Source organism: Vogesella lacus, assembly GCF_979366295.1.
The window spans coordinates 176,825-195,720 of record NZ_CEETQT010000002.1 but is presented as its reverse complement, the minus strand read 5'-3'; the positions used below and the strand labels follow the sequence as shown (position 1 = coordinate 195,720).

General features: G+C 59.9%; 12 protein-coding genes and 1 tRNA gene. 7 read left to right on the top strand and 6 right to left on the bottom strand.

Annotation, left to right across the window (positions count from 1 at the left end; translation table 11 throughout):
• Positions 1–5,105: tandem-95 repeat protein (locus ACZ9W6_RS03180; RefSeq protein ID WP_465189633.1), on the top strand; the 5,105-nt coding region annotated here is incomplete at its 5' end.
• Between the two features lie 127 nt (positions 5,106–5,232).
• On the top strand, positions 5,233–6,435 hold the full coding sequence (locus ACZ9W6_RS03175) for a sensor domain-containing phosphodiesterase (protein ID WP_465189632.1): 1,203 nt from the start codon (positions 5,233–5,235) through the stop codon (positions 6,433–6,435).
• 74 nt (positions 6,436–6,509) lie between these two features.
• Here the strand turns inward: ACZ9W6_RS03175 and ACZ9W6_RS03170 are convergent, their stop codons facing one another.
• The 4 genes from ACZ9W6_RS03170 to ACZ9W6_RS03155 are packed head-to-tail and all read right to left on the bottom strand — an operon-like array spanning position 6,510 to position 9,216.
• Complete coding sequence (locus ACZ9W6_RS03170) at positions 6,510–7,103, bottom strand: BON domain-containing protein (RefSeq protein WP_465189631.1); 594 nt, start codon at positions 7,101–7,103, stop codon at positions 6,510–6,512.
• A complete protein-coding gene (locus ACZ9W6_RS03165) occupies positions 7,100–7,690 on the bottom strand; it encodes a phosphoheptose isomerase (protein WP_465189630.1) in 591 nt (196 codons plus the stop codon). Before ACZ9W6_RS03165 ends, ACZ9W6_RS03170 begins: the two co-directional genes overlap by 4 nt.
• 18 nt (positions 7,691–7,708) lie before the next feature.
• Positions 7,709–8,053, bottom strand: coding sequence for a YraN family protein (locus ACZ9W6_RS03160; RefSeq protein ID WP_465189629.1), 345 nt, complete (start codon positions 8,051–8,053; stop codon positions 7,709–7,711).
• The gene (locus ACZ9W6_RS03155; protein WP_465189628.1) at positions 8,053–9,216 is read right to left on the bottom strand and encodes a penicillin-binding protein activator; all 1,164 of its coding nucleotides are present in this window, start codon (positions 9,214–9,216) and stop codon (positions 8,053–8,055) included. The genes ACZ9W6_RS03160 and ACZ9W6_RS03155 overlap by 1 nt, the downstream gene beginning before the upstream one ends.
• Positions 9,217–9,219: 3 nt before the next feature.
• Here ACZ9W6_RS03155 and rsmI point away from each other — a divergent pair, with 3 nt between their 5' ends.
• From rsmI to ACZ9W6_RS03140, 3 genes are all read left to right on the top strand, one after another.
• Positions 9,220–10,089 carry a 16S rRNA (cytidine(1402)-2'-O)-methyltransferase gene (gene rsmI, locus ACZ9W6_RS03150; RefSeq protein WP_465189627.1) on the top strand — a complete coding sequence of 290 codons (870 nt, stop codon included), beginning with the start codon at positions 9,220–9,222 and terminating at the stop codon, positions 10,087–10,089.
• A 54-nt stretch (positions 10,090–10,143) separates the two neighbouring features.
• Positions 10,144–10,228: transfer RNA gene (locus ACZ9W6_RS03145), tRNA-Leu, on the top strand.
• A gap of 144 nt (positions 10,229–10,372) precedes the next feature.
• Positions 10,373–11,773 carry an MFS transporter gene (locus ACZ9W6_RS03140; protein WP_465189626.1) on the top strand — a complete coding sequence of 467 codons (1,401 nt, stop codon included), beginning with the start codon at positions 10,373–10,375 and terminating at the stop codon, positions 11,771–11,773.
• An 85-nt stretch (positions 11,774–11,858) separates the two neighbouring features.
• Here ACZ9W6_RS03140 and ACZ9W6_RS03135 read toward each other — a convergent pair whose 3' ends face one another.
• On the bottom strand, positions 11,859–13,574 hold the full coding sequence (locus ACZ9W6_RS03135) for an ABC transporter substrate-binding protein (protein ID WP_465189625.1): 1,716 nt from the start codon (positions 13,572–13,574) through the stop codon (positions 11,859–11,861).
• A gap of 288 nt (positions 13,575–13,862) precedes the next feature.
• On the opposite strand from ACZ9W6_RS03135, the gene ACZ9W6_RS03130 reads away from it, so the two are divergent.
• Entirely contained in the window at positions 13,863–16,559 is a 2,697-nt protein-coding gene (locus tag ACZ9W6_RS03130; protein WP_465189624.1) for a M16 family metallopeptidase, read from the top strand.
• 48 nt (positions 16,560–16,607) lie between these two features.
• Here ACZ9W6_RS03130 and ACZ9W6_RS03125 read toward each other — a convergent pair whose 3' ends face one another.
• Complete coding sequence (locus ACZ9W6_RS03125; RefSeq protein ID WP_465189623.1) at positions 16,608–17,966, bottom strand: chloride channel protein; 1,359 nt, start codon at positions 17,964–17,966, stop codon at positions 16,608–16,610.
• Between the two features lie 111 nt (positions 17,967–18,077).
• On the opposite strand from ACZ9W6_RS03125, the gene ACZ9W6_RS03120 reads away from it, so the two are divergent.
• A complete protein-coding gene (locus tag ACZ9W6_RS03120; protein ID WP_465189622.1) occupies positions 18,078–18,866 on the top strand; it encodes a TatD family hydrolase in 789 nt (262 codons plus the stop codon).
• The last annotated feature ends 30 nt before the right edge of the window (positions 18,867–18,896 follow it).

Here is an 18,896-nt window from a genome sequence, read left to right as displayed (position 1 = left end):
ACTACGTGTTTGACCCGGTCGACAACTGGAACGGCAACGTGCCGGTCATCAGCTACAACGTGGTGGACCCGAACGGCGGTACCGGCAGCAGCACGCTGACCCTCACCGTCACCCCGGACAACGACGCGGCCAGCCTGGTGGCTGACAGCAACACCGTCGCCGAAGACAGCAACGCCACCGGCAATGTGCTGGCCAACGACAGCGACGCCGACGGCGCGCTGACCGTCACCGGCTTCAGCATCGCCGGCGTGAGCGGCAGCTTCACCGCCGGCCAGACCGCCACCATCGCCAACGTCGGCACCGTGACCATTGCGGCCAACGGTGACTACGTGTTTGACCCGGTCGACAACTGGAACGGCAACGTGCCGGTCATCAGCTACAACGTGGTGGACCCGAACGGCGGTACCGGCAGCAGCACGCTGACCCTCACCGTCACCCCGGACAACGACGCGCCAACTGCGGCAGGTGGTGCGGTGACAGGTACCGAGGATGTGGCCAAGGTGTTGGCCTGGGCAGACTTTGCCATCAACGATATCGATACCGCTGCGGCCAACCTGTCGGTGAAAGTCACCAGCCTGCCGGCGGATGGCGTACTGCAGTACAACAATGGCGGTAACTGGGTGGCGCTTGCGGTCAATCAGGTGATCAGCAAAACCGATATTGATGCCGGCAAGCTGCGTCTGAAGCCTGATTTGCATGAATCCGGATCAGATGTGTTTACCGATGGTGGCATCGGTAATCAGAAGCAGGATTACGCCAGCTTTACCTATCAGGCTCAGGATAGTTCCGGTGCCAATAGCGCGACGGCGACGATGATCGTCGACATCGCCCCGGTAGCCGATGAGCCAACCGTGACCCTGACACTGGGCGCTGGTCGTTATGAGGCGGGTAGTCCGTATGAGGGTGGCCGTGATTACAAGGGCTGGACGGCAACGCAGGCCGAGTATGGTGCCAATGCAATTACGCTGACTTCAGGGACGGATTCATGGTCGACACCAGCGGGTAAGACAGGTCAGGGTTTTGCGGTAAGAGGCGAGAATCTGATCGATGATATCTCGATGCTTTTCAGCACCGCGAATAACGTACTGATTGGCGATGACGCTATTCTGGGCAATTCGGACAATACAAATGCTAGCTGGGTTAATGATCATCTTACTGGCGGTTCGGGTAACGACATCCTAGTCGGCGAGCAGGGCGATGATTCGCTGTATGGCAGTGGCGGTATTGATACGGCGGTTTTTGCTGGTAACTTTGCCGATTACATTATTGGCACGCCAACACTTTCATCAGGTGGCAGCCTTTACTTCCAGGTGAAGGACAAGCAGGTTACCAGTGCGACACCATTTGCTGGCGAAGGTACCGATAATCTGTATGACATCGAACGTCTGCAGTTTGATGACGGAACTTATTTCTTCAATACGCGTACCAGCCAGTGGCAGAAGGAAGGCGTAGCGACAACGTCTTATCCGCTCGATATCCAGGTGGCACTGGTTGACCGTGACGGCAGCGAAGTGATCGACAGCATCCGTATCGTGCTGGATGCCAAGTATGCGGGTGCCAAGCTGTTTGCGGCCAATGGTAGCGAATTGGGAACCATCGGCAGCGATGGCACGCTGAAACTGACTGGCTTGTGGGCGGCTGATGCCAAGGATGTGGCCTTGAGCGGTCTGACGCTGAAAGTTGCCGGTGCCGTCAATGGCCAGCTGGGCATGACAGTCGAAGCGGTATCGCGCGAACTGGCCAATGGCAGCACTGCTACCGGCCGTGATAGCGAAGGGGCGGGCAATATCGTGCCGGAGACGCTGGATCTGCCGGTGAGCACCACCGAAGACCCGGCAGCACCGGTGCAGATCAAGCTGGCTGGCCATGATGTGGATGGCACGATTGCCAGCTTCACCATCAACAGCTTGCCGGCTAACGGCACGCTGTACCGTGATGCCGCGGCTACGCAAATCATCACGGCAGGCAGCAGCGTGACGGGTCCGGTTTACTTCAAGCCGGCGGCCAACTGGAATGGTGTGACCGGGTTCGACTACTCGGCAGTGGATGACAAGGGTGCACAAGATCGCACGCCGGCACGGGTGACCGTGACGGTCTCGCCGACGGATGATGCGGCCGTGATGGTGGCTGACAGCAAGACGGTGGCGGAAGAAGTCATTGCAACGGGTAATGTGCTCACCAATGACCGCGATGCGGATGGTGCACTGACTGTCACCAGTTTCAGTATCGCTAACATTGCCGGCAGCTTCACTGCAGGGCAGACAGCTACCATTGGCAATAGCGGCACCCTGACCATTGCAGAAAATGGTGCTTATACCTTCACGCCGACGAAGGACTGGAACGGTAGCGTACCGGTCGTGACTTACAACGTACGTGACCCGAATGGCGGCACCGGTAGCAGCACACTGAGCATCACCGTGACACCGGTGAATGACGCGCCAACGGCAGCGGGGGGTGCGGTGACGGGTACCGAGGATGTGGCCAAGGTATTTGCCTGGGCAGACTTTGCTATCAGTGATACCGATACTGCTGCGGCCAACCTGTCGGTGAAGATTACCAGCCTGCCAGCCGATGGCGTATTGCAGTACAACAATGGCAGTAACTGGGTGGCTGTTTCGCTGAACCAGGTTATCAGCAAGGCTGATATTGATACCGAAAAATTCCGCCTGATGCCGGATCTGCATGAGTCAGGTGATGGAAGCTTTGCTGCAACCGGCACCGGTAACCTGAAGCAGGATTACACAAGCTTCACTTACCAGGCGCAGGACAATAATGGTGCAGCCAGCAGTAATGCCACCATGAAGGTTGATATCACACCGGTTGCCGACAAGCCGACATTGACAGTGGCAAGTGTGGCTGACCAGAGCCTGATCAGTACCAGCTGGGAGAGCGTCAGCAATAACAGCGATACGTCCGAGTCGGTCAGCGGCACGACCCTGGAAGGCTGGACACTGGTGACCACGGGTGACAGGCAAACTGGTGGTACTAATGTGTTCGAAGTGTGGACGACAGGTGATAGCCAGCAACGTCAGGACGGTGGCTATAACACGGTGGTCCTGCCGGGCGATAATGGCCGCAATGCACTGGAGCTGAATGATGCTGCAAATACTACGGCTCAAACATTGGGTATTTCGCGTCAGGTAAATACAGTTGCCGGCCAGATTTATGATCTGTCGTTCGACTATGCCGGTCGCCCGGGCTTCAGTACTGCGTATACCAAGATTGCGGTCTATCTTGGCAACACCCTGCTTGGCGAGTATGGCTCCAGCAGCTCGCAAACCAGCTTCAACTGGGAAAACCTCAAGCTCAGCTTTGCCGGTACCGGTAATGCCGAAACCTTGTCCATCGTCTTGTCGCCGAACAATACCCAGTTCAATGAAAATGGCCGTGGTGCGCTGATCGACGATATCCGCCTGAGTTCGACCCAGGGCGTGATTGCCGGTAGTGGCGGGGTGAGCGGCAAGACTGCCGTGCAGCTGGCCACGTATATCAGCGGCCAGCTGGTGGACAGCGATGGTTCCGAGCGGCTCAGCTATCAGTTCAGCAACCTGCCTGCAGGTGCGCAGATTGTCAGCAGCAGCACGCCGAATGGCTATACCGCCGTGAATGGGGTGATTACGCTGACCGCCAGCGAGCTTGCCAGTGCCAAGCTGCTGTTGCCTTCAAGCACCACTGGCAATATCGGGCTGGATGTCTCGGCCGTGGCCACCGAGCCAAACAGCAGCGTCGCCAGCACCAGCGGTCATCTGGATCTGACCATCCACTCGGGCACGCTGGCACCGGTAGCCTTTAACGACATTAGTCTGAGTGCGACGCAGGCGGCGGTCAGCAACAATACGCTGGGCTTGCGTTCCGAATACTACGGTTATCAGGAAAGTGCGACTGTTTATGGCAACCTGGACTCCCTGACCAAGGTCGAAAGCCTGATCGAGTCGCGCAGCGAGAATAACAGCTCGCTGATCGGTTCGATGACCCAGGGCAGTAATGCCGGCATGAATGCTTCGTTCATCGCCAGCAAACTGGAGTACGGTTTCACCTCGGCCGGTGCATCGTCTTCGGCAATTGGCGATAACCTAGGCAAGAACTCGGCCTTGAAGTCGGGTACGGCACTGACCAGCAGTTCGGGCAATCTGTACAAATTCCTGACCGTTGATGGCAGCAATGCCAGCAATATGGTGGCCGGTGGAGCCGGTCTGGGGAATACCTCGGATGCTGCGATTCGTATGTTGGCCTATGTCAACTTTGCTCAGGCTGGCAGCTACGATATCCGCATTACTGCGGATGATGGCTACCGTTTCTACCTCGATAGCACCAATGTTGCCCAAGTCGACAAGATCCAGTCCACCACCACCAATGTTTACAGCAATGTGAGCATCAAGGAGGGTATGTTGCCTCTCGAGATCCTGTACTGGGATCAAGGCGGCGCAGCGGATTTCCGCGTGGAAATCAAAGCGACAGGCAGCAGCGACAGCAGTTACAAGGTGCTGGGAACTGACGACTTCCCGCTGTTCCAGGTAGGTAGTCAGCCAACCTTGGCCGCAAACCAGGATCTGGTCGATACCGGCAACGGTACCTGGGCGATTCGCACCGGTGCAAGTACCTCTGGTACCGATGGCAATGATCGCATCACCGGTAGCGATGGTTACGACACCATCAGTGGTGGCAAGGGTGATGACATCATTGGTGGCGGCGCCGGCAAGGATGTCATCAGCGGTGGTCTGGGCAACGACACCCTCACCGGTGGCCTCGGCATCGATACCTTCAAGTGGAGTCTGGCCGACAAGGGCACGACGTCTGCGCCGGCTGTTGATACGGTGATGGATTTCCAGAAGGGTAGCGGTGGCGATGTGCTGGATCTGCGTGATCTGCTGCAAGGCGAGAACAGCAGTAATCTCACCAAGTATCTGCACTTCAGCCAAAGTGGCAGCGATACCCTGGTGCAGATCAGCAGCAGCGGGGCGTTTAACGGTAGCAACTTTGCAACGGCAAGCGACCAGCACATTCTGCTCAAGGATGTTGCTTATAGCAGTCTGACCGGTAGCGGTTCTGACGCCAACATCATCAATGACCTGATCAATAAGGGAAATTTGAAGACTGATATGTAATTTGCTGTGAGCAGTAAAAAGAGCCGGTGCAAGCCGGCTCTTTTTTATTGATTCCGGTTTTGTCGGCCCCGAATTACACTGGAACGCCATTTGCTATAAAGACAGCAATCTTTGATGGAGTCCTATCGTGAGTGTTGATGCTGTTACCTCCAAACTGCTGCTGGGCAGCCATTTCCAGCCGGTTTACAGTCTGGCCCACCGGCGGACGGTAGGGCTGGAGGCCTTGCTGCGCGCGCGGCAGGATGGTGAATTGCTGCCGCCGACCCAGGTTTACGAGCAGTATCTGCACCGTCGCGAGCGCACGCAGTTCGACCTGTCGGTCTGTGCCCAGCATTGCGGGCAATTCATGCAGCTGAATCCGGGCGCACGCTGGCTCTTCCTCAATGTTGATGCGATGACGCTGTCTGACCCCGAGCAGGCGCAGCGCTTGAGCGAGCTGATCATCCAGAGCGGCCTGCCGCCGCAATCGGTGGTACTCGAAGTGCTGGAGCAGGCGATCGAGCTGGATGCGCGTTTGCTGGAGGGTGTCGCCATCCTGCGTGATGCCGGCTGTCTGCTGGCGATCGACGATTTTGGCGTGGGGCATTCGAATATCGACCGCGTTTGCGGCCTCGAGCCTGACTTCGTCAAGTTTGACCGCCAGTTGCTGCGCAGCGCGGTCACCCAGCAACGTACCCGCACCTTGCTGTCCAGACTGGTGCGGCTGATGCACGAAATCGGTGCATTGGTGGTGGTCGAGGGCGTCGAGAGCGAAACCGATGTGGTGGTGGCACTCGATTCGGGCTGCGATCTGGTTCAGGGCTTTTTCGTAGCGCGGCCGGCGGCCGAGCCGGACGGAGATCATCTGATTACCCCGCGGCTGGATGCCAAGTGGGATGAGCTGATGAATCGCGAGATGCTGCACCGCAAGCTCAATCGCCGGCAGATGGAGTTGTCACGTCAGGCTTTCATGCAGACCGCGATTGCGCTGATGCAAGGCAGCGATTTCGAGTTGGCCGCCCGGCCGATGTTGATGCTGCCGGATGTGATCCGCTGTTTTCTGCTGGATCAGGAAGGCCGGCAGAAGGGGCGCAATCTCAATTCGCGCCGTGGCGAGATGGAGGGCAATCTGCGCTTTGCGCCGCTGGAAGACACCACCGGGGCGGTGTGGTCGCGCCGCAGCTATTTCCAGCATGCGATCGACCAGCCGGGTGTGCTGTATATGAGCGAGCCTTATCTGTCGATGACCGACACCCGCATCTGCGTGACGCTATCGATGGCAATCGAGATCAACGAGGAGCAGCATGTGCTGTGCAGCGATGTCTTGCTGCCGGGTAGCAGCCATCGTTGACAGATAAAACAGCCTCAATAAAAAAAGGTTGGCCGCAATGCGGCCAACCTTTTTTGTTGCATGTACGGCGGTGCTTAGTTGCTGCCAGCTGCGGCCGGGCTGATGAGTTCGAACAGCTTGACCACACGCTGCACGCCGGCAGTGCGGGCAACGACCTCGGTCGCGGCATCGGCTTCACCAGCCGTTACCAGACCCAGCAGATAGACAGTACCGCGGTCGCTGACGACCTTGATCGCCTGTGGCGCATAACCGGTGCCGCTCTGCAGGCGTGCACGCACCTTGGTGGTCAGCACGGTGTCGTTGGTGCGTTCCGCCAGGCTGGACGGCGCTGCGATCACCATATGGTTGAACACGCGCTGCACGCCGGGCTGGGCACGTACCATCAGCTCGATAGCCTGACGCTGCGCTTCGTCACGCGCTTCACCGGTAATCAGCACACCACGGTTGTAGCTGGTGATGTCGATATGGGCGGCGGCAAAACGCTCGGCAGCGAGGCGGGTCGCCTTCAGCTCGATAGACTGGTCTTCGACATAAGCACCGCTGGTGCGGCGGTCGCTCGCCACCATGGCGCTGGCGGCGACACCGCTGGCCACCAGCGGCAGGCAGGCGGTGAGGCCGCTGCTGATGATGGCGGCGGCCAACAGGGTTGTTACACGTTTGTTCATCATTCCACTCCCAAAAGCATACAGTCGATAGCGTCGCAAAGTGCGTGGATCAACAGCACATGCACCTCCTGGATACGGGCGGCACGCAGGCTGGGGACATTCAGCTGGATATCTTCGGCCGACAGGATTTCGCCGACCTGGCCGCCATCGCCGCCGGTCAGCGCAATCACGGTCATACCGCGTTCGTGGGCGGCGTAAATCGCCTCGATGATGTTGGCGGAGTTGCCGGAGCTGGTCATCACCACCAGCACATCATGCGCATGGCCCAGCGCGCGCACCTGGCGCGAAAACACCATGTCGAAGTCGTAATCGTTGCCGATGGCGGTCTGCACCGAGCTGTTGGTCGCCAGCGAAATCGCGGCGAGGCCCGGACGTTCCTGCTCGAAGCGGCCAACCATCTCGGCGGCAAAACGCTGGGCGTCGGCGGCCGAGCCGCCATTGCCGCAGGTGAGAATCTTGCCTTCGCTCATCAGGCAGGTGATCAGGCGTTCGGCAGTCAGTGCCACGGCAGGCGATAACTCGTCCATTACCTGCTGTTGCAGGGCAATGCTGTCATGAAAATGACTGTTGACCCGTTCGATCAGATCCATGGATTTCCTTTGCGATGCCTACTGGCCAATGACATTTTTCAGCCAGCAAGGTTGCGAATCACCCTCGAATAACACGCTGTCAAAGCGGCAGGGTGCCGAAATACGGTGTTGCTGCAGATAAAGGTTGGCCGCAGTCTGCAGCTTTTGCTGCTTGCGGTAGTCGATGCTGGCGGCGGCACCGCCAAAGCGGCTGCTGGCGCGGGCGCGGACTTCGACAAACACCCAGCTTTCGCCATCGCGCATGATCAGGTCCAGCTCGCCGTAGCGGCATGACCAGTTGCGCTCAACCAGCCGCAGGCCCTGTGCCTGCAAAAAATCGCACGCCTGCTGCTCGAAACCGGCACCACGCGTGCGTTTGTCCATCAGGGCGCAGCCCGTTCGCCGGTCGGCAGCTCGCGATTGACGCTGCCGTCCTTGCCGATGCGGATTTCACCGGTCACGCCGCCGAGCTTGATGCTGGCGGTCTGCTTGGTGCTGGCCACCGCCTTGCCCAGACGGAAGGCGTCGATACCCAGCGCATACAGGCGCTCGGAAGCACGCGACAACGCGCTGGCCGGACGGGCAATGCCCTGTGCCTGCGGATGATCAGGCATCAGGAACCACGGCATGTCGATGAACAGCGTGCCGGCCAACACCACGCTAGGCTGCAGGGTGTTGATCAGCGAGGTGGCGTAGACCGGCAATTCGCGCGTCAGCATCGGCCGGGCAGTTTCGGCTTCCTTGTCGGACAGCGCCAGAAACACCACATCGGCGAGGTTTTCCATTTCGGTAAGCTTGACCAGATCCACCTTGGCGACATTCATCAGCAGCGGGGCGGTCTTGTGTTTCTGCTGCCAGGCCTCGACGAAGGCGGCGCGCAGGCGGCCAGACAAACCATCATCGCTGAACAGCACCAGCGGCTGCTTGCGGCCATCGTTGCCGAACATGGTGGCCAGCTGGCGCGCTTCGGTCTCGACGGCCAGCGACAGGCTGAACACCTTGTCATTGCTGACCGGTCGCGCCAGCGAATTCAGTACTACGGTCGGCACGCTGGCCTGGGCGGCAACGTTGGCCGCCGCATCGCGTGTCAGCGGGCCGACAATCACCTGGGCACCGGCCGACAACAGCTGCTGGTAGGCCACCACGGCCTGGCTTTCGTTTTCCAGCGCGCGCAGGCTGACCTGCACTTCGCCATCATGGTTGGCCGCGGCCTCGATGCCGGCTTGCACCACGCGGGCGGCTTCGCCCAGCTGTGCCGACTGCACCGGCAGCAAGACGCCAAGATGCAGCTTGGGCGGTTTGCCGTCGCGACTGCCATTATTCAGCAGCACCAGCGCCGGTACGCTGCCAAGCGGGTTGGCCGCAGCGCTGTTCGGGGCTGCCGAGCGATTTTCCAGCGGGCTGCTGGCAGGGGAGACGCTCTGCAATCCCTGCTGATTTTGCTGCAGGATGTAGCCCGGTGACTGGGCAAAGGCTACACTTGCCGCCAGCCAAATCGCCGTACCGGAAAACCAGGGAGCCAATGCGTGCAAACTTTGCTTGATCACTTGATGGATTCTGCTCAGGAGTCTTTTAACAGCGGCTCATTATATGTGGTGGCCACGCCGATTGGAAACCTTGCAGACATCAGCTTGCGTGCCATTGCCGGCTTTCGTGCCGCCGACATCGTACTGGCCGAAGACACCCGTGTGACCGGCAGCCTGCTGACGGCTTACGGTATCAATAAAAAGCTCTACAGCCTGCGCGATCACAATGAAAGCGAGATGGCGGCCAACGTGGTGCGCTGGCTGCAGGAAGGGAAGACCATCGTGCAGGTATCCGATGCCGGCACGCCGGGCATCTCCGATCCTGGCGCCAGGTTGGCCGCGGCGGTGTGGGCTGCCGGCCTGAAGGTGGTGCCGGTGCCAGGCGCCAGTGCCGTCGTCGCTGCGATGTCGGCTGCCGGCCTGCAGACGGCACACTTCCAGTTTCACGGCTTTTTGCCACCGAAGAGCGCGGCGCGCCGCAAGACGCTGCAAACCTGGGCCAAGGCCGGGTTCGCAGTGGTGCTGTACGAAGCACCGCATCGCATTCTCGAATGCGTCGAAGACATCGCCGCCGAGCTTGGGGGCGAGCGTCAGCTGGTGCTGGCGCGCGAGTTGTCCAAGACCTTCGAGACTTTCTTGCGCCTGCCGGCTGCCGAGCTGGCCGAGCGCATCCGCAGCGACAGCAATCAGCAGCGCGGCGAATGCGTGCTGATCATCGACGCTGCGCCGGCTGTCGAAGTCGGCGAAGACAGCCTGCCGGACGAGGCCGAGCGCTTGCTGGCCGCACTGGCTGCGAGTTTGCCAACCAAACAGGCGGCTGCCATCGTGGCCGAGCACTACGGTCTCAACAAGAAAATCCTGTATGACCGTGCTCTGGCCCTGAAAAATGCGTAATAGCTGTTTACAAGCAGGGGTCTAGTCTCTATACTCCGCAACTCAAGAATTTCTGCCCGGGTGGCGAAATTGGTAGACGCAGGGGACTCAAAATCCCCCGCCGCAAGGTGTGCCGGTTCGAGTCCGGCCCCGGGCACCACAGAAATTCAGACAGAAACCGCACGGCGATTGCCTTGCGGTTTTTTGTTTTGCGCGTTTCAACATATTTATTGGCATTATTTCAGTGTTTATGCGCGGTTCATCGCTGCTAGAATCGATGATCTCCCGCCGATATTGAAACTTCATGCCAGCCCTTGTCCCCTCCGCGATGCTGCCTGCGCTGATCATCGCCACAGCCTTGTTCATGGAAAACATGGACGCCACCGTAATTGCCACCTCCCTGCCGGCGATTGCCGCCGATCTGGGCGTTGACCCGATTTCGCTGAAACTGGCGCTGACGTCTTATCTGGTCAGCGTGGCTGTGTTCATTCCGGTCAGCGGCTGGATGGCCGAGCGTTTCGGCACCCGCACCGTGTTCCGCTGGGCGATTGTGGTGTTTATCGCTGGTTCGATCTGGTGCGCGTTTTCCGGCTCGCTGGAAACCTTCGTGCTGGCGCGTTTCCTGCAGGGCATGGGCGGGGCGATGATGGTGCCGGTGGGCAAGCTGGTGCTGTTGCGTACCACCGAGAAAAGCGAGCTGGTGCGCACCATGAGTTATCTGACCATCCCCGCCTTGCTCGGGCCGGTGATGGGGCCGCCGCTGGGCGGTTTCATCAGTACCTATTTTCACTGGCGCTGGATTTTCCTGATCAATATCCCGATCGGCCTGCTGGGGCTGTGGCTGGCCGGGCGTTATATCGTGCAGCTGCGTGAGGAAAAGCCGGTGCCGCTGGATTGGCCGGGCTTTCTGCTGTGCGGTGGCGGCCTGTCGCTGGCGATGCTGGGCATGGCTTCGGGCGGCAAGCATATGCTGACGCCGTTCTGGGCTTATACGTTGACGCTGATCGGTTTTGCGCTGTTGGCCGCCTATATCCGTCATTACCGCCGCAGCCGGCACCCGCTGATGGATCTGGCCTTGCTGAAGATTCCGACCTTCAACGCCAGCGTGCTCGGCGGTTTTGCCTTCCGCATCGGCATGGGTGCGACGCCTTTCCTGGTGCCGCTGATGCTGCAACTGGGTTTCGGCATGTCGCCGTTCCAGTCCGGTCTGCTGACCTGCAGCACCGCACTGGGCGCGATGTTCATGAAAACCATCGTGCAACGCCTGCTTGCGCGCTGGGGCTATCGCCGCGTGCTGCTGGTCAACAGCGTGCTGTGCAGCCTGTCGTTTGCCGCTTACGGCCTGTTTACCGCCGCCACGCCGATCTGGCTGATGCTGGCGACTTTCCTGCTCGGTGGGCTACTGCGTTCGCTGCAATTCACCAGCCTGAATACGCTGGCTTACGCCGATATGCCACAGAACGGCATGAGCCATGCCACCACCATTTCCAGCGTGCTGATGCAGCTGGCGTCCGGTCTGGGCGTCACGATTGCCGCCTTTGTACTGCTGGGCATTTCGCACTGGCAGGGTCATGCCACGGTGCAGGCCAGCGACTTTGCCTGGTCCTTCGTGGTGATGGCGCTGCTGGCGATGTCCTCGACCCTGCAATTGCGCAAACTCAGCGCGGATGCCGGTGCGGCGCTGGCGGTGCGCAAGCGCGGCTGATGGCGGCCAGGGTTGGCCGCAAGCCTCAAGAGACACAAAACAAAACCCCGCCAAGCTTGGCGGGGTTTTGCATGGGCAGTCGGGCTTACTTCTGGATGTCCAGATAGCGCCACTGGTTGAGGAAGTGGTGCGGCACGAAGTTTTTCAGATGCTTGTGGGTGAGGGTGGAGCTGATACGGGTATCACCCAGCACCAGCGGCTGCTGGGCGGCGGCAATCTGGTTCATGCGGTCGTACAGCTTGTTGCGCTCGGCACCGTGCGGCAGCTTCTCGGCCGCTTCATAGGCCTTGTCGTACTCGGCGTTCTTGAAGTTGGCAAAGTTGATGTCGCCGATGGTCTTGCTGTGCAGCAGCTTCATGAAGCTCTGGCCATCCACACTGCCCGCCGACCACGCGAGGCTCCACATCTGCAGCTTGCCGGCACGCGCGTCTTTCAGCTGTTCGTTCCACTGCGCGATCTTCCAGTTGACCTTGATCTTCAGATTGTCGAAGGCCTGCTGCCAGTATTCGTTCCACTGCTTGTCGATGGCGGTGGCACCGGTGGCGTAGTCGATCACCAGCGGCTTGCCGTTCGGCAGGGTGCGATAGCCATCCGCGCCGATCTTATAGCCGAACTTGTCGAGCAGGGCGTTGGCCGCAGCCGGGTCAAATTTCACCGAGGCATCGAACTTCGGGTTGTGGCCGTTCAGGCCTTCCGGCACCAGATAACGCACCGGCACGGCCTGGCCGCGACGGATCTTGGCGATGGTGTCGGCACGCGGGAAGGCCATGGCGATGGCACGGCGCAGCGCGACGTTTTCGGCAGCATAACCGCCAACCGTCGCATCATTCATATTGAAGTAGCTGAAGGTGATTTCGGTGTTCTTCAGGCGATGCAGCTGCATGCCCTGCGAGGCGAATTCCGGCTTCAGCTTGACCTTCAGCGGGTTGGCCGCATCGATATCCAGCACCTGCATCAGCGCTACCTGCGGGATGCCCGTCATGTCGAACTGCTTGTTGACGAAGGACAGCCAGCGCGGTTGTTCTTCCTGTACCACGGACACTTCGATATTGCCGACCAGCGGCAGAGGTTTACCTTTGAATTCAACCTTGCGGAAGCTCGGGTTGGCTTCCAGCACGATGCGCTGGCCTTGCTTCCATTCTTTCAGACGATACGGGCCGGTGCCGACCGGGTTGGCATTGGTATTGCCGCCGGCGCTGATCACCTCGCGCGCTACCGCGCTCATGGCATTGCTGGTCATATTCGACAGGAAGTTGTGGTCGGTATAAGTCAGCGTGATCTGCAGCGTGTATTTATCCAGTACCTTGATGCCTTCCAGTGGCGCATCGTAGTCCAGCGGGCCTTTGCCGGCGGCCTTTACCAGCTCGTCAGCGCCGACAAACTTGCCGGCTACCAGCGAGGTATGCGGCGAGTTCATGGTCGGGTCCAGCAGGCGCTTGATCGAGTAGGCATAATCGGCTGCGGTCAGCTCGCGCTTCTTGCCGCCAAAGGCCGGATGATCGGCAAAGAAGATGCCGGGCTTGATCTTGAAGGTGTAGACCTTGCCATCAGCCGAGATGGTCGGCATGGCGGTAATGGTATTGGGCACCAGCTTGTAAGGGCGGGCGGTGTAGTCGTAGCTCACCAGCGGATCAAAAATATTGGCCATGATGATGTTGGAGTTACCATCATTGTTCTTGGCCGGGTCGAAGCCGGTTTCCGGAAAGCTGAACGCGACACGCAGTGTCTTGCTCATGTCGGCGGCGTGGGCGGTGCCAAACGCACAGAGGGTGGCCAGGGTGATGGCAGCGAGTTTTTTCATGAGTTTCTCCAGGTATGCTTGCCCATATGCTTGGGCATGGCGAGAACATAACTCAGCGATTAATGCTCATCAAATAGACATTTGATAGATAAAAATTAAACAGATAATGTTTTTGAAGGTTGATTATTTTAATAAGGTGGCTGTTGATACGATTGCGCGCTGCAGGGCGGAGCATTACAGTCTGCCTTTTTGATGTATTTGGCATTGCCGGTGCCGGCAGTGTGCGAGCCGCAGAATCAGCTGCAGCCGACTGACAGCCAAACAAGAATGACAAGAGAGAACAAGACGATGAAACGCAAGACCGGTCTGGGCCTGCTGTTGCTGCTGGCCAGCCTGCCGCTGTTTGCCAAACCGACGCTGGTGCGCGAGGTAGAGGGCGTATTCGAATACAAACTGGACAACGGCCTGCAGATTTTGCTGTTGCCGGACAATGCCAAGCCGGTGACGCTGGTCAATATGACGTACAAGGTCGGCTCGCGCCACGAGAACTACGGCGAAACCGGCATGGCGCATCTGCTCGAGCACCTGATCTTCAAGGGCAGCCCGAAAAACCCCGAGCCATGGGCCGAGTTCACCCGCCGCGGCCTGCAGGCCAATGGCACCACCAATCCCGACCGTACGAATTACTTCGCCAGCTTTGCGGCCAACGATGACACGCTGAAGTGGTATCTGGGCTGGCAAGCCGACGCGATGGTGAACAGCCACATCGCCAAAAAAGACCTCGACAGCGAAATGACGGTGGTGCGCAACGAGATGGAGCGCGGCGAGAACAATCCCGGGCGCGTGCTGTACCAGACCATGCTGCAAAGCATGTTCGGCTGGCACAACTACGGCAAGAGCACCATCGGCGCACGCAGCGATGTCGAGAACGTCGATATCGGCCGCCTGAAAGGCTTTTACCAGACTTACTACCGCCCCGATAACGCCGCGCTGATAATCACCGGCAAGTTTGATACGCAAAAAGTGTTGGGCTGGATTGACGACAGCTTCGGCAAGTTGGCCGCAAGCAAGGCACCGCTGCCACGCTTGTACACCATCGAGGCGGCACAGGATGGCGAGCGCAACATCACCGTGCGCCGCGTTGGCGGCACGCCCATCGTGATGGCGGGTTATCACATTCCGCCGGCGGCCAGCCGCGAGTATGCGGCGCTGTGGCTGCTGGGCGAGATCCTCAATGATGTGCCGTCCGGCCGGTTGTACCAGGCGCTGGTGGAGAAACAGAAACTGGCGACCGGTGCAGGTTTTGGCGCGCGCGCGATGCACGACCCCGGCATGGCCAGCCTGAGTGCCTCGCCAACCGAAAAAGCCGATCTGGATGTGTTGCAGCGTGAAATGCTGGCGATTGCCGAGGGCTTTGCTGCCAACCCTGTGACGGCGGCCGAACTGGAGCGTGCACGCAAGGTCTGGCTCAATGGCTGGGAAAAACGCTTTGCCAGCCCCGAAGCCGTCGGCCAGGGCCTGTCCGAGGCCGTGGCGGTGGGCGACTGGCGGCTGACTTTCCTGCTGCGTGACCGCATCAAGACGCTGACTGTCGAGGAAGTACAGCAGGCCGCTGTCAAATATCTGCAAGCCAGCAACCGCACCGTGGCGCGTTATATCCCGACCGACAAGCCGCAGCGCGCGCCGGCCCCGGCCTTTGCCGACATTGCCAAAGAGCTGCAGGACTTCAAACCGCAAGCGGCGGCCAAAGCTGTCGCCGAGTTCGAGGCCACGCCGGCCAATATCGATGCCCATACCATCAAGGGCCAGGTCGGCACGCTGAAATACGCGCTGCTGCCCAAGCCGACCCGTGGCGAGATTGTCACCGGCACGCTGACGCTGGATATGGGCAGCGAGCAGAGTCTGCAAAACCAGGTACAGGTAGCGAGTTTCCTGCGCAATATGCTGGGGCAGGGCACGACGCGGCTGAGCCGCCAGCAGTTCAATGATGCCGCCGATGCGGCCAAGTTGAGCTGGCGCGTCAGCGGCGGCGCGGCCGGCATCAGTGTGAGTTTTTCAACCGTACGCAGCCAGCTGGATGCTTCGCTGGCCTTGCTGAGTGAAGCCCTTCGTCAGCCACGGCTTGATGCTGCGGCGCTGGAAGAAGAGCGCAATCAGGCGCTGGACAGCCTGAAAAAACAGCGTGATGAACCGGGCTCGGTAGCGGGCAATGCGGTCGCCAAAGTATTGAATCACTATCCGAAAGGCAGCATTTTTTACGCCCGCAGCCCGGATGAGCGCGAAGCGGATATCCGCGCGGTAGCGCTGGCGCAGGTGCAGGATTTCCATCGCCGTTTCTATGGAATACAACAAGCCCGCTTTACGTTGGTAGGCGATTTTGATGCCAAGGCGGTGCCGGCCCAACTCGACAAACTGCTGACGGGCTGGAGTGCGCCCGAGGCGGTAGTGAAGTTCGACTACCAGCCGGCCTTCAAGCCTGGCCAACGCTTGCAACTGCGTACGCCGGACAAGGCCAATGCCACCGTTTCTGGCACGCTGGAGCTGCCTATCGGCAATGATCATGCCGACGCACCGGCGCTGAATGTGGCGCTGCAGATCCTGGGTGACTCCGGTAATTCACGCTTGTGGAAGCGTATCCGCGAGAAAGATGGCCTCAGCTATGGCGTGGGGATGTTTGCGGATCTGAGTGCCGACGAGCCGAATGGCGAGCTGGGCATCCATGGCAGCTTTGCGCCTCAGAATCTGGCCAGGTTCGAGCAGGCGCTGCAAGAAGAAATGCAGCGTGCGCTGAAGGACGGCTTTAGCGCTGCCGAGTTGGCCGCGGCCAAGCAAACGATAGCGCGGGAGACCGAGATGGCGCTGGCGCAGGATGGTGCGCTGGCCGGCCGGCTGTCTGGCAACCTCAAGCGCAATCGTGATCTGGCCTATACCGCCAGCCGCCTGCAGCAGTATCAGGCGTTGACGCTGGACGAGGTGAATGCCGCGCTGCGCCGTTATCTGAAGCCGGAAAACTTTGTCATCGCCTACGCCGGCGACTTCAAGTAAGCCGTCGTCCAGCAGCTTGCGGCCAACCTTGGCCGCAAGCTGCTGGACTTATGGCGAGCGGGTGGCCGGCGGCGTGGCTGTCTGTTGCGGCAGGGCAGGCGGTTCTGCCGGCAGCCGTGCCAGCTGGTAGTCGGCCAGCGTGCTGTACAGGGGCTTGCAGAACAGCCGCGAAACCAGCGAAGACAGCATCGCCACCGCCATCAGGCTGATGACCATCTCGTGGCCGTCTATCATCTCCATCACGATGATGAAGGACGTCAGCGGTGCCTGGGTAACCGCGGCCAGAAAACCGGCCATGCACAGCGCGTAGATCGACAGCTCGCTGGTATGGGCGAGTAGCGGCTGGATGTCGGCGCCGATGCCGACACCGATGGCGAGGCTGGGCGCAAAGATGCCGCCCGGAATGCCGCTGAGGAAAGACAGCACGGTGGCGGCAAACTTCACCGGCGCGTAATACCACGGCAGATCCAGCGAGCCTTCCAGCGCTTCTTGCGTATAGAAGTAGCCCGAGCCATGCGCCGCACCGTGGCTGATCAGCCCGAGCAAAGCCACGCCAAGGCCGCAGACGCCGGCCCAGTACACCGGATGATGCTTGCGGAACAGGCCGACCCTGTCATTACCCGGCCGTGCCAGTCGCGACAGCAGACGGCTGAATACTCCACCGGCAATGCCGCAGACCAGCGCACAGAAAATCACCGGCCACATGATGCGGTAATCGACGCTGTCGACGCGCAGGCGGCCGAAATAGGTGTAATTGCCCTGTAGCGAGATCGAAATCAGACCGGCCAGCACAATCGCCGAAATCAGCACGCCATTGGTTTTTTCTTCGAAGCGCTTGCCCAGTTCTTCGATGGCAAACACGATACCGGCCAGCGGGGTATTGAAGGCCGCCGAAATGCCGGCAGCCCCGCCGGCCAGCAGCAGATGCTTGGCATAACGTTCGGGATGGCGCGGCAAAAAGTGGCGACAGGCGTGCATGACACTGGCGCCAACCTGGACCGAAGGCCCTTCGCGGCCGCTGGAAAAGCCCACAGCCAGCGCGCTGACACCCAGCATGATCTTGCCCAGTACAATGCGCATCGACACAAACAGGCTGAAATGGCGATGCGGGGTGGACTCCTTCAGCGCGGCGATGACTTGCGGAATGCCACTGCCCTCCGCCCCCGGGAAATAGCGTCGCGTCAGCCAGACGATGCCCATGCCGCCTAGCGGACAGGCCAGCAGGGGAAACCAGAAATGCTGGCTGGTGGTATGGTTGAAGAAGTCGATGGCTTGTTCGGTCATGACTGCAAACAACACGACAATCAGACCGGTGGCGATGGCGGCCAGCCAGATGACAGCCCGTTCTTGCCAGGCACGGCGATCGGCCAGCGTGCGGCGGTAGACGGATTTGAGCAGTGGATGCATGGATGCCGGGTCGTACCCGTGCAGGCGGGTATGACGTAATACTGTATGGGAATCGAGAATGTTAAGACGTTCGCCGAGGACTGGCCAGTAGTTTTGTTCGAAAGCTAAATAATGAATGCAAGAACGGCAGCCTGGGTCGACACCCATCTGCATCTGGATGCGCCGGAGTTTGCGGCCAACCGTGACGAGGTCTGGCAGCAGGCACGGGCGCTGGGCATGGCGCAGGCGGTGGTGCCGGCGGTCATGGCCGATACTTTTGCTGATGTAGTGGCGATGCGCGAGCGCTATGGTGTGGCAGTCGCCTTCGGCCTGCACCCGATCTATCTGGCGCAGCATCGTGACGAACATCTGGCGCTGCTCGAACACTATCTGTCCCATGAAAACCCGGTGGCGGTGGGCGAGTGCGGCCTGGATTTTTATCTGCCGGAACTCGACCCGGCGGCGCAGGAGGCCCTGCTGCTGGCGCAGCTGAAGCTGGCGCGCAAGTTTGATCTGCCGGTCATTCTGCATGTGCGCCGCTCGCAGGATCGCGTGCTCAAATGTCTGCGGCAGGTAAAGGTGCGCGGCGGCATCGCCCATGCATTCAATGGCAGCGAGCAGCAGGCGCAGGCCTTCATCGATCTGGGCTTTTGTCTGGGTTTTGGTGGCGCGATGACTTATCAGGGCTCGCAGCGGATCAGAAGGTTGGCCGCAAGCCTGCCGGCCGAGGCGCTGGTGCTGGAAACCGATGGGCCGGATATTCCGCCAGCCTGGGCGCAGGATGTGCCGAATGTGCCGGCCAATCTGCCTCGCTTTGCCATCGAGCTGGCGGCCCTGCGCAATCTGCCACTGGAGGAGGTGCTGGCAATCACCACGCAGAATGCGCGGCGGGTGTTGCCGCGGCTAGACTGGCAGGCATGAAAAAACCGGCGCAAGGCCGGTTTTTTCATT

Excerpts from the sequence above, each read along its gene's own strand:
- ACZ9W6_RS03170 (WP_465189631.1), bottom strand. The coding sequence starts at position 7,103 with ATGATGAACAAACGTGTAACAACCCTGTTGGCCGCCGCCATCATCAGC.
- ACZ9W6_RS03165 (WP_465189630.1), bottom strand. The coding sequence starts at position 7,690 with ATGGATCTGATCGAACGGGTCAACAGTCATTTTCATGACAGCATTGCC.
- ACZ9W6_RS03160 (WP_465189629.1), bottom strand. The coding sequence starts at position 8,053 with ATGGACAAACGCACGCGTGGTGCCGGTTTCGAGCAGCAGGCGTGCGAT.
- rsmI (WP_465189627.1), top strand. The coding sequence starts at position 9,220 with ATGGATTCTGCTCAGGAGTCTTTTAACAGCGGCTCATTATATGTGGTG.
- ACZ9W6_RS03140 (WP_465189626.1), top strand. The coding sequence starts at position 10,373 with ATGCCAGCCCTTGTCCCCTCCGCGATGCTGCCTGCGCTGATCATCGCC.
- ACZ9W6_RS03135 (WP_465189625.1), bottom strand. The coding sequence starts at position 13,574 with ATGAAAAAACTCGCTGCCATCACCCTGGCCACCCTCTGTGCGTTTGGC.
- ACZ9W6_RS03130 (WP_465189624.1), top strand. The coding sequence starts at position 13,863 with ATGAAACGCAAGACCGGTCTGGGCCTGCTGTTGCTGCTGGCCAGCCTG.
- ACZ9W6_RS03125 (WP_465189623.1), bottom strand. The coding sequence starts at position 17,966 with ATGCATCCACTGCTCAAATCCGTCTACCGCCGCACGCTGGCCGATCGC.
- ACZ9W6_RS03120 (WP_465189622.1), top strand. The coding sequence starts at position 18,078 with ATGAATGCAAGAACGGCAGCCTGGGTCGACACCCATCTGCATCTGGAT.